The organism is Aeromonas sp. 602658, from assembly GCF_049173005.1.
GTDB lineage: Bacteria > Pseudomonadota > Gammaproteobacteria > Enterobacterales > Aeromonadaceae > Aeromonas > Aeromonas veronii_A.
The window spans coordinates 122,735-134,071 of record NZ_JAAKRF010000007.1; the positions used below are offsets into that span (position 1 = coordinate 122,735).

8 protein-coding genes and 3 tRNA genes are annotated in these 11,337 nt (G+C 61.5%); 1 reads left to right on the top strand and 10 read right to left on the bottom strand.

Annotation, left to right across the window (positions count from 1 at the left end; genetic code table 11):
* Positions 1-92: 92 nt before the first annotated feature.
* The 7 genes from nifJ to pnuC all read right to left on the bottom strand — a co-directional run bounded on the left by nifJ (position 93) and on the right by pnuC (position 8,739).
* Positions 93-3,638 carry a pyruvate:ferredoxin (flavodoxin) oxidoreductase gene (gene nifJ / locus G5253_RS08475; RefSeq protein WP_266134102.1) on the bottom strand — a complete coding sequence of 1,182 codons (3,546 nt, stop codon included), beginning with the start codon at positions 3,636-3,638 and terminating at the stop codon, positions 93-95.
* Positions 3,639-3,866: 228 nt separating this feature from the next.
* Positions 3,867-5,507, bottom strand: a complete 1,641-nt coding sequence (locus G5253_RS08480; protein ID WP_266134101.1) for an alpha-glucosidase — start codon at positions 5,505-5,507, stop codon at positions 3,867-3,869.
* 200 nt (positions 5,508-5,707) lie between these two features.
* Positions 5,708-6,088, bottom strand: coding sequence for a DUF1622 domain-containing protein (locus G5253_RS08485; RefSeq protein WP_005353951.1), 381 nt, complete (start codon positions 6,086-6,088; stop codon positions 5,708-5,710).
* Positions 6,089-6,155: 67 nt separating this feature from the next.
* Complete coding sequence (gene yqfB / locus G5253_RS08490) at positions 6,156-6,473, bottom strand: N(4)-acetylcytidine aminohydrolase (protein WP_266134100.1); 318 nt, start codon at positions 6,471-6,473, stop codon at positions 6,156-6,158.
* 43 nt (positions 6,474-6,516) lie between these two features.
* On the bottom strand, positions 6,517-7,188 hold the full coding sequence (locus tag G5253_RS08495) for a Crp/Fnr family transcriptional regulator (RefSeq protein ID WP_227341140.1): 672 nt from the start codon (positions 7,186-7,188) through the stop codon (positions 6,517-6,519).
* 105 nt (positions 7,189-7,293) lie between these two features.
* Positions 7,294-8,019, bottom strand: a complete 726-nt coding sequence (locus G5253_RS08500; RefSeq protein WP_236289635.1) for a nucleoside phosphorylase — start codon at positions 8,017-8,019, stop codon at positions 7,294-7,296.
* A gap of 3 nt (positions 8,020-8,022) precedes the next feature.
* A complete protein-coding gene (pnuC, locus tag G5253_RS08505) occupies positions 8,023-8,739 on the bottom strand; it encodes a nicotinamide riboside transporter PnuC (RefSeq protein ID WP_266134099.1) in 717 nt (238 codons plus the stop codon).
* 263 nt (positions 8,740-9,002) lie between these two features.
* Here pnuC and G5253_RS08510 point away from each other — a divergent pair, with 263 nt between their 5' ends.
* Positions 9,003-10,835, top strand: coding sequence for an SLC13 family permease (locus G5253_RS08510; RefSeq protein ID WP_266134098.1), 1,833 nt, complete (start codon positions 9,003-9,005; stop codon positions 10,833-10,835).
* A gap of 218 nt (positions 10,836-11,053) precedes the next feature.
* On the opposite strand, the gene G5253_RS08515 is transcribed toward G5253_RS08510, so the two are convergent.
* From G5253_RS08515 to G5253_RS08525, 3 genes are all read right to left on the bottom strand, one after another.
* Positions 11,054-11,137 (bottom strand) — tRNA-Leu (locus G5253_RS08515).
* Positions 11,138-11,145: 8 nt separating this feature from the next.
* A tRNA-Met gene (locus G5253_RS08520) sits at positions 11,146-11,222 on the bottom strand.
* 39 nt (positions 11,223-11,261) lie between these two features.
* Positions 11,262-11,336: transfer RNA gene (locus tag G5253_RS08525), tRNA-Gln, on the bottom strand.
* Position 11,337 lies beyond the last annotated feature (1 nt).

Consider the following 11,337-nt stretch of genomic DNA (forward strand, 5'->3'; position numbering starts at 1 on the left):
GGCTCACCATAGCTAGCATCAGGGCTCCCCGCGGGGAGCCCTGATTGTTATTTGGCGAATAGAGTGGCTGTTGCCATCAAGCCATTCTCAGGTTACTCCTGCGCCGGACTCTCCTTGCCCGCCAGCTGGCTCAGCCAGGCGAAGCGGCGATTGGCCTCCTGCTCTGCCTCTTGATAGAGCTGGCTGGCCACCTCCGGCAGCTGGCGCTCCAGCCGCTGGAAGCGGGGCTCATGGCGCAAGGTCTCGGCCAGCGAGGCATTGGGTGCCCGCGAGTCGAGTGCCAGCGGCAACTTGCCCTCGTCAGCGCGGCGCGGATCGAAGCGGTAGAGAGGCCAGAAACCGGTGGCAGTCAGCTGTTTCATCTGCTCGTGGCTCTCGGCCATGTCGTAGCCATGCTCCTCGCAGGGGCTGTAGGCGATGATGAGCGACGGCCCCGGGTAGGCTTCCGCCTCCTGAATCGCCTTCACGGTCTGGTTCATCTGGGCACCGAGGGAGATCTGCGCCACATAGACGTGACCATACATCATCACGCTGGCCCCGAGATCCTTGCGCCCCTTGCGCTTGCCCTGCTCGCCAAACTTGGTAATGGCACCAAGCGGGGTTGCCTTCGACTGTTGGCCGCCGGTGTTGGAGTAGCACTGGGTATCTAGCACCAGCACATTGATGTTCTCCCCCAGACTCAGCACATGGTCGAGCCCGCCAAAGCCGATGTCGTAGGCCCAGCCATCGCCGCCGATGAGCCAGACCGATTTTTCCACCAGATAGTCCGCATCGCGAGCCAGCTCTTGGGCTGCCGGGGTCTGGCTCTCCTGCAGCAGCGCTCGCAACTGCTGGATATGGGCCCGCTGCTCGGAAACCGGCAGGGTGGCATCGCCGAGCGCCTCGCGCAGCGCTGCCGGTATGGTGTCGCCCAGGCTCGCCAGCAGACGGCGCACCCGCTCCCTGTGCTGATCGACGGTGAGGCGGAAGCCCAGTCCGAACTCGGCGTTGTCTTCAAACAGCGAGTTGGCCCAGGCTGGGCCGCGCCCGTCGGCGTTGGTGGTGTAAGGGGTGGTAGGCAGGTTGCCGCCATAAATGGACGAGCAACCGGTGGCGTTGGCAATCAGCAGCCGATCGCCATAGAGCTGGGTCAGCAGCTTGATGTAGGGGGTCTCGCCACAGCCGGAGCAGGCGCCCGAGTATTCAAACAGCGGCGAGATGAGCTGGGAGGTGCGGATGTCGATGCGTTCCAGCTGCTCGGCGCTGCGCTCTGGCAGGTCGAGGAAGAAGTCGTAGTTGGCCTTCTGCTCATCGAGGTGATCGAGGCGTGAAGCCATATTGATCGCCTTGCGATCCGGGTTGCTGCGATCCTTGGCCGGGCACACCTCGACGCAGAGATTGCAGCTGGTGCAATCCTCCGGCGCCACCTGCAGCACGTACTGCTGGCCGCGCATGTCACGGGATTTCACATCCAGCGCATCCAGGGTGGCGGGAGCTGCGGCCAGCGCATCCGGTTCTACCACCTTGGCGCGAATGGCCGAGTGGGGACAGGCGGCGACGCAGTAGTTGCACTGGGTACAGAGCTCCGCCTCCCAGATCGGGATCTCCTTGGCGATGTTGCGCTTCTCCCAGCGGGTGGTGCCGACCGGCCAGGTGCCATCCGGCGGGAAGGCGGATACAGGTAGGCTGTCACCCAGCCCCGCCAGCATGGCGGCGGTGACGGTCTGGACAAAATCGGGGGCCTTGGCCGAAACCACCGGCGGGCGGGGACGGCTGGCGGGATCCAGCTCGCCAAGTTGCACCCGGGTCAGGGCGGCGCAGGTTGCCTCCAGTGCCATCCAGTTGCGCTCGACCAGTGTCTGTCCCTTGCTGCCATAGCTGGTGGCGATGGCCTGCTTCAGCAGGCTGGTCGCCTCTGCGGGGGGAATGATGGCGCTGAGCTGAAAGAAGGCCATCTGCATCACGGTATTGATGCGGTTGCCGAGCTGGCAGTCGCGGGCAATTTTGGCGGCGTTGATGATGTAGAAGTGCGCCTCTTTCTCGCGCAGGGCATGCTGTACCTCGCTGGGGAGGCGCTGCCAGATATCCGCTTCGCTGTAGGGGGTGTTGAGCAGGAAGATGCCGCCCGCTTTCAAGCGTTCCGCCATCCGGTACTTGTCGACAAACTGCCACTGATGGCAGCCGATAAAGTCCGCTTCTTCCACCAGATAGGCCGATTGCAGCGGCCGCTCGCCCACCCGCAGGTGAGAGACGGTGAGGCCGCCCGCCTTCTTGGAGTCGTAGACGAAATAGCCCTGCGGATAGAGGTCGGTGTGGTTGCCGAGGATCTTGATGCTGTTCTTGGCCGCCGAGACGGTGCCATCGCTGCCAAGACCGTAGAAGAGCGCCTCCAGTTTGTGTTGCGGGCGATGGATGGGGCTTTGCGAATCCAGCGCGGGCTGCGGTAGCGAGAGACCTGTGATGTCATCGAATATACCAACGGTAAAGCGCGGACGCGGGTTCTCCTGCGCCAGTTCAGCAAACACCGCCAGCGCGCAGGCGGGACCGAACTCTTTGGAGGATAGACCATAGCGGCCGCCGATAACCCGCGGCAGGCTTGCCCGCTCGCCCCGGCTGACCGCTTCGGCCAGCGCCGTCATCACGTCGAGATAGAGGGGCTCGGCCTGTGCGCCCGGCTCCTTGGTGCGATCCAGCACGGCGATGGCGCGGGCACTCTCGGGAATCGCGGCCAACAGGTGCCCTGCCGAGAAGGGACGGAACAGCCGCACCTTCACCAGACCTACCTTCTCTCCTTGGGCCAGCAGGCGCTCGATCACCTCTTCACAGGTGCCGATGGCCGAGCCCATCAGCACCACTATCCGCTCCGCCTGCGGGTGGCCGACATATTCAAACGGCCGGTAGTGGCGGCCGGTCTGTTTGCCAAAAGCCTGCATCGCCTCGCTCACATGACCATAGGCAGCGTCATACCAGGGGTTGCTCGCCTCCCGGCACTGGAAATAGGTGTCCGGGTTGGCCGCGGTGCCGCGAATGACCGGTTTGTCGGGGGTGAGCGCCCGGTCACGATGAGCACGGATGGCATCTGCGGGCAGCAGGGCGCGCAGGGTGTCATCAGCGAGCGGCGCTATCTTGGCGATCTCGTGAGAGGTACGAAAGCCGTCGAAGAAGTGGATAAAGGGGAGGCGGCTGTTGAGGCTCGCTATCTGGGAGATCAGGGCAAAGTCCTGCGCCTCCTGCACATTGCTGGCACAGAGCATGGCACAGCCGGTCTGGCGCACCGCCATCACGTCCGAGTGATCGCCAAAGATCGATAGCGCATGGGTCGCCACGGTGCGCGCCGCCACATGCAGCACGAAGGGAATGAGCTGACCCGCCAGCTTGTAGAGGTTGGGGATCATCAGCAGTAACCCCTGCGACGAGGTAAACGAGGTCGCCAGCGCGCCGGTCTGCAGGGCTCCGTGGACGGCGGCGATGGCGCCCCCTTCCGACTGCATCTCGACAACCCGGGGGACATCCCCCCAGAGGTTCTTGCCCCGCTCGCTCGACCAGGCCGACGACTGCTCAGCCATGGCCGAGCTGGGGGTGATGGGGTAGATGGCGATGACTTCGCTGGTGCGGTACGCCACCGAGGCGACTGCGTTATTCCCGTCTGTGGTGATCATCTGTTTTCCACTTTGCTATGCCAGTTTGAAAGCCGATAGTTGCATCGGCAATGGATAGGTCGCAGGCATAGTAAGAGGGGCAATGAGAGCGTATCAAACGGGATAAATAATCAATTAATAAGTCAGTAATAGTGGTTAATTTAATCCCGCTGCGTGGGTGCATGATTTTCTGCTGACAGCCAACGGGAGGTGGCTGATGGGCCATTGCTTTGGCCCGTCAGCACGGGGTTAATCCTGATCCACTCGCAGCCAGATGGCACACTGATAAGGGGCGAAGAGTGGCAGTGGTTCGCCTGGGTAATTGGCCAGCAGCAACCGCATCTTGTCTGTCACCTTGTCGAAGTGGGGCATCGGCAAGGGGTTCGCAGTGAGATTGGCGAGCAGCAGCAGGGTGTGCCGCTCGCCGTTCGCCGGATCCTGCCAGTGGCGGCGATAGCTGATGCGCTCGGGATCATCCCCATCCAGCAGATCGAAATTGCCGTGGCGAACGACAGGGTGAGCCTTGCGCAGGGCGATGAGCTGGCGATAGCAGTGAAACGGGGAGTCGGGGCGGGCCATCTGCTCGGCGGCATTTATCTCGACATGATTGGCGTTGAGGGCAATCCAGGGCGTGGCCGTACTGAATCCTGCGTGGGGGACAGCGTCCCACTGCATCGGGGTACGGGCGTTGTCGCGGCCGATGGCATCGAGCCGCCGACTCAGCTCGGCAGGATCCAGCCCTGACTGGCTGGCGCGGTAGTTGATTGCCTCCACATCGCGCAGCTCGTCCGGCTGCCAGTGGCGGTTGGTCATGGCGAGCTCCTCCCCCTGATAGATGAAGGGAGTGCCCTGCATCATGTGCAGCACCATGGCCCACAGCCTGGCACTGGTTTCCCGCCACTCGGGCCTGTCATCGCCAAAGCGGGAGACGGCGCGGGGCAGGTCGTGGTTGCCGAGAAACAGGCTGTTCCAGCCACGCCCGTGTAGCCCTTGCTGGTGGCGGGCCATGGCTCGCTTGAAGGCGAGGGGAGCAAAGCGGGATGACCACTTGTCACTGCCCAGCCCCAGATGCTCGAAGTTGAACACCATGCTGAACTCGCTGCCATCGTGGTTCGAATAGTTCTGCATATGGGCGAGATCGGCCCCCCAGGTCTCCCCCACCGTGATGATCCCCTTGCCGCCGAAGCTCGCGGCATTGAGCTCGCGGATATAGTCGTGCAGGTGCGGGCCGTTACTCATGGCCAGTCGGTCCCACTCTTTGCTCACCATATCGATCACATCGAAGCGAAACCCCTTGATCCCTTTGCCCAGCCAGAAGTTGATCACCTCTGCCATTTCGGCACGCACCGCCGGGTTGTCCCAGTCCAGATCGGCCTGACTGGGATCGAAGTTGTGCAGGTAGTAGCGATCAAGCGTTGGCACATACTGCCAGCCGCTGCCGCCAAAAATCGAGGTAATGGGGTGAGCGTCAACGAAGGCCTGGTCGCGAAACACGTAATAACTCTGATAACGGGGATCCCCGGCCAGTGCCTTCATAAACCACTCGTGCTCGGTGGAGGTGTGGTTGGCGACGATATCCATCATGATGCCGATGCCGTGGGCGGCCGCTTCGGCTATCAGCTGCTCCATCTCGGTCAGGGTGCCGAAGGCGGGGTCGATGGCACGGTAGTCCGCCACGTCGTAGCCGTTGTCCCGCTTGGGGGAGCGATAGATGGGGGTGAGCCACAGCATATCGACCCCGAGGGTGGCCAGATAACCGAGGCGCTGGCGGATGCCGTTGATATCGCCCATGCCGTCACCATCGCTGTCCTGAAAACTCATGGGGTAGATCTGATAGATGACACAGCTATCAAGGTCGATATCGGGCGTGTGAAGGGAGTGCGTATTCATCAGTGCGGCCGGTTGAGGGGGAGTTATTCCTATCTTACCCAGATGATCTGGCCCTCAACAGGGCAGGGGAAACCTTGAAAAGGGTTCCATAGTTGGCTGATTGCCAAAAGTGAGGGAAGGGTCACAACTGGGCCATCCCGAGCCACGTAGGTGGTCGGGATGGCACGGCACTCAGCGATGATGCTATGCAGGAATACTGGTTATTGAGCAGCCTTGGTCTGCTCGCTGCGCTGCTCCTGCTGGTGTTCCGCTTGTGCCTCAAGCTCCTTGCCGAGGAAGTAGTTCAGGAAGGTGCGGATCACCGCGATGATGGCGAGGCGGATCAGCTCCTCCTTGCTCGGTGCGACCGTGGTGGCCAGGATGTCTGCGGCCAGCTGGAACTCCAGCGCCAGAATGAGCCAGCTGCCAAAGCAGAGACGAATACGCGGAAAACCGGGTTGGTGATCCCGTACTCTTGCCGCCAGCCAGAGGGTCTTGCCAAGCCCTATCACCACACAGGCGATGGAGATGATCTCCAGCAGCAGCTGGAACAGCTCGACCCCGTGCATCATCCCCTCTTTCAGGCTCGCTATCTCAAACACTCGGGTCACCTCCCTGATTCAAAAGAGGACACTATTAACACATCGCTCGGCAAAGGCCAAATCCGGCTCAGGCAATCATTTTGAATTCAATCACATAGAGCGGCGGCAGATCGGGGTAGATATCGCGGATCACCTGCTTGAGCTCGGGGAGGCTCATGTTCTCCTGACGGGCGTGCTCGTCATTCAGTTCATCGAAGGCGACTGCGTTAACGGAGATTACCTCGATGGTGCCAAAGGGCTGGTGCTCCGGGTTGGTAAAGAGGGCCAGCCGCTGGCCGGGCTGCCAGTTGGCCTCGCTCTCGTCGCGGATGGTGATGGTCTTGCGGCCCGCCTGAATATCGGCAACGAAGCGGCTGAAGAAGGTGAATTCGGGATAGGTAGACATGGCTCTCTCCTGACAGGGTTAATCGAAATGAGGTGAATGGAAATCAAAGGTCGAGATAGGCGCGCAGCCTGGTCAGATCGGCGATAACAGGGCCATCGCTGCCGTCGGCAACTATGCCCTGTTCGACCAGCTCCTTGAGGGCGCGGCGGTAGACCCGCTCTGTGGTGCCAAAGCGGGCCGCCTCGTGGGCCCGCTTGCGCGATCCCAGCATCGGAGTGCGCTGGCGCTCTCGCCACAACTCATAGGCGATGTTGTAGGCGATGGGGTGGAGCAGCCGGCTGGTGGTGATCTCCAGGGTATCGAGATAGTCGCTGGCAAGTGCAGCGGCGAAAAAGAGGGTCAACTCAGGTTCTGCCAGCAGCCGCTGGGCCAGCTTGTGGGCACAGATGACTCGGGCGTCCAGCTCGGTCTCGGCCACCACGTTCCACTGCACCGGGGTGGCACTGAAGAACTCCATCTCACCGAAGATCTGGCTGTGACACTCAATCTCGCCGAGCTGGAAGCGGCGGCCAGAGTGTACCGTGCTGTTGAGGGAGACCCGGCCACGTTCGACCAGATAGAGCTGCTCGCTCTGCTCCCCCTGCCGCATGATCAATTCGCCCGGCAGGTAACGACGCAGAAACAGGGTGCAGGCGTCGAGCGCCGCGGCAAAGCGGGGTTCAAGCTGCTGGAGTTCGGCGTGAAAACGGCCGAGGGGGTAGGGCTGTTGCTGCATGACTTGCCTGTCGCACCGGATGACGAGGGCCATGAGGCTAGCAAGAGTGCGGGCCGGATACCAGCCCGCACGGTAGCGGATGTGCCGCAGTTAACGGTTTGCGGCTTATTGCACCAGAGCGTGGAGGGCGGCGGCGATGGCTTGCTGCTCACCGGCCATCATCGCCTGTTCGGCGCTGGCGTAATCCGCCACCCCTTGTTGCACATCCTGCTCGAATAGCACCACGTTGCAGAGCACGGCGGCGACCCGCACCTTGCGCAGGCGACCCACGGTCAGCAGGGAGGCGGTCTCCATGTCAGCGCCGAGCACGCCACGGGCATGCCAGTAGCGGCACACCTCCTGCTCATCATCTCGATAGAAGCTGTCGTGGGAGCGTACCAGCCCGTGCCAATGAGGCTGGCTGCCGGTCGCTACATGGTTGAGCAGGGCGGCCTGCAGCCAGATATCGGCGCAGGCGGGGTACTCGGCGGGCAGATAGGCCTGTGAGGCCCCCTCATTGCGAACCGCCCCTTCCACCACGATAAGGTCGCCAAGGCCGATGTCGTGCTGCAGGGCACCGGCGGAGCCGACCCGGATCAGCGAGCGGGCGCCGGCTTGCACCAGCTCCTCCAGCGCTATGATGGCCGAGGCACCGCCAATGCCGGTGCTGCAAACCGTGATGGGCTGCCCCTGATAGGATCCGTTGATGAGGCGAAACTCCCGGTTTTGCCCCAGCACCTCACACTCTTCAAGCTGGCTGGCGATGCGATCGACCCGGGCCGGGTCGCCGCACAGTACCACCCGCTCGGCAATCTGGTCGGGGCGGCACTGGAGATGGGGTAACAGACTCATGGCTTACAGACCTTGTGGCTGGCGCTTTGCGGCAATCACCCAGAGGCGAGTGCCGTTGGCGGCGATAAACAGCAGGATCAGGTACTCCAGCGACATGGCGTAGACGCCCTGCGCGGCATAGACACCGATGCTGATGATGTTGATGACGACCCAGAGGATCCAGTTCTCCACGTATTTGCGGGTCATCAGGATCTGGGCGACGACCGAGAGCACCGTCATGCTGGCATCCCAGAACGGGAAGGCATCGGGGGAGGGCTCGGGGATGGCAAGGTTGGCACCAAAGAGGTTGAGCAGGGAGACCGAGGTGCGTGCCAGGGTGGCGAAGACCGGGTCGATATAGCGGGTCAGCAGAGCGATGGCCAGCACGCTCACGGCGGCGGTCACCATCAGTTTGGATTTGCTGAGCCAGCGGATCTGCAGGGTATTCCCCTGATCGTTGGCGGGGCGGGTCCAGGCGTACCAGCCGTAGACGTTGGCGCAGAAGAAGAACAGCTGCAGCATCAACAGCCCGTAGAGCTGGATCTGGAAGAAGATGATGGCAAACAGGCTGACGTTGATCAGACCAAACAGGTAGTTGATGGTCTTCTCCTGACTGGCGAACCAGATGCAGGCCAGCCCGAACAGGGTGCCGATGGCTTCAATCCATGACATGGCATAGCCGCCACCCAGCGGTATGGTCACTAGCGTGTTATTGATGCTGAACAGCTCGAATATGCTCATTTTCTGATCCTTGGGCATGAGGGTAAGTATGCGAGGGCGCCATTCTAAGGGGTGAGGGGGAGGAGGGGCAGGACTTTTGTCCGCCCCGGGCTTGGCCCATATCAAAGAAATCGCTTCTGGTGCCCGGTTATTCCAGCAGTGATGGGTTATGGGGCCTCGGCGGGCCGGACTTTATTGATATTTAGCAAGATGATAGCGCCATGGCTGTGGTCTGATAGAGTCCACTCTCCGGGAGGAGAATCACGTGATAAAAGGAGGTTGTATTGAATTCCGAGCTTGTCTGGGTGCTCTGTCTGCTGGCTGGCGCCATCTATCTCTTTATGACCAACAAGGTGCGCATGGACGTGGTCGCCCTGTTGATCATTATCCTCTTTGTGCTGAGCGGCACCCTCACCCTGCCGGAGGCGCTGGCGGGCTTTAGCGATCCCAACGTCATTCTGATAGCCGCCCTGTTTGTGGTGGGTGAGGGGCTGGTGCGCACCGGCATCGCTTATCAGGTGGGGGATGCATTGGTGAAGGTAGCGGGCAGCAGCGAGACCAAGCTGCTGGTGTTGCTGATGGTGGCGGTGGCGAGTCTGGGGGCTGTGATGAGCAGCACCGGGGTGGTGGCCATCTTTATCCCGGTGGTGCTGAGCGTGGCGAACCGGATGGGGATCCCGGCCGGTCGCCTGATGATGCCGCTCGGCTTTGCCGGGCTGATCAGCGGCATGATGACGCTGGTGGCCACGCCCCCCAACATGGTGGTCAACAGCGAGCTGATGCGTCACGGCATTCACGGTTTCGGGTTCTTCGATTTCACCCCCATGGGCGTGCTGATCCTGGGGCTGGGCATCCTCTACATGCTGCTGGTGCGCGGCTCTTTGGTGGGCGAGGGAGAAGAGGGCAAAGGCAAGCCGACCGGGCGCCGCACTCTGCGCGATCTGATCCGAGACTACCGACTGGCCGGTCGGGCCCGTCGTCTGGCGCTGCGGCCTGACTCCCTGCTGATTGGTCACACCCTGGATGAGCTGCAACTGCGTGCCCGTTATGGTGCCCATGTCATCGGGGTGGAGCGCTGGCGCAAGTTTCGCCGGGTGATGGTGCCGGTGTCCGGGATCAGTGAGTTCCAGGCCAAGGATGTGCTGCTGATCGACATGTCAGACCCCGAGGTGGATGTGCGGGCGTTTTGCAGCGAGGCACGGCTCGAACCCATGATCCTGCGCGGGGAGTACTTCTCCGATCAGGCGCGGGAGGTGGGGATGGCCGAGGTGTCGCTGATCCCCGAGTCCAAGCTGCTGGGTAAAAGCGTGCGTGAGGTGACCTTCCGCTCCAGCTATGGTCTGAGCGTAGTGGGGCTGCGCCGCGACGGAGAGGCACTGGCAGGCAAGCTGGTGGACGAGCCGTTGCAGATGGGGGATACCCTGCTGGTGGTAGGGAACTGGAGCCACATCAGACAGTTGCAGACCCATAGCCGCGACTTTTTGCTGATGGGGCTGCCCGCTGAAGTGGACGAGATGGCCCCCGCCCGCAGTCAGGCGATCCATGCCCTCTTCTGTCTTGGAGTGATGATCCTGCTGATGGTGACCGATCCTGTGCCCAACGTGATTGCCGCGCTGATCGCCTGTCTGCTGATGGGCAAGTTTCGCTGCATCGATATGGAGAGTGCCTACAAGTCGATCCACTGGCCGACCCTGATCCTCATCGTCGGTATGCTCCCCTTTGCGCTGGCGCTGCAAAAAACCGGCGGGGTGGATCTGATCGTTGGTGGTCTGATCAATGCGGTAGGGGAGATGGGGCCGCGGGTCATGCTGGCCAGCCTGTTTGCCCTCTGCGCGGTGATCGGGCTCTTTATCTCCAACACCGCCACCGCAGTGCTGATGGCGCCCATTGCGCTGGGCACGGCCCAGCAGATGGGGGTATCGCCCTATCCGTTTGCCATGACCATTGCCATCGCCGCCTCGGCCGCTTTTATGACGCCGGTCTCGTCACCGGTGAATACCCTGGTGCTGGGGCCGGGCAACTACAAGTTTGCCGATTTTATCCGTATCGGGGTGCCATTCACCCTGTTGGTGATGGCGGTGAGCGTGGTGGCGATCCCCTGGTTCTTCCCATTCTGATAACCGGGATGATGAATGTGTGCACCAGCGGCCTGCGGGCCGCTTTTTTATGGCCGGGAGACAAGAGTGGCAAGGCGTGATCGGAATCAGTGAAGAGTGACGTGAACGGGAATTAACGTGGAGCTGGGTTAATAGAGGAGCGAGAGAAAAACTGGGTAGAGGCAAATTTCAGATACAAAAAAACCAGCGTGAGCTGGTCTGTTTGGTACTGCTATTAATGGTGCGGAAGGAGAGACTCGAACTCTCACGCCTAGGGCGCCAGAACCTAAATCTGGTGCGTCTACCAATTTCGCCACTTCCGCAATATTAATGGTGGCTATGACGGGATTCGAACCTGTGACCCCCGCATTATGAGTGCGATGCTCTAACCAACTGAGCTACATAGCCGTTTGTTATCGACCACTGATGTGGAAGAGAACAGAAAAATGGCTGGGGTACTAGGATTCGAACCTAGGGATGGCGAGATCAAAACCCGCTGCCTTACCGCTTGGCGATACCCCAA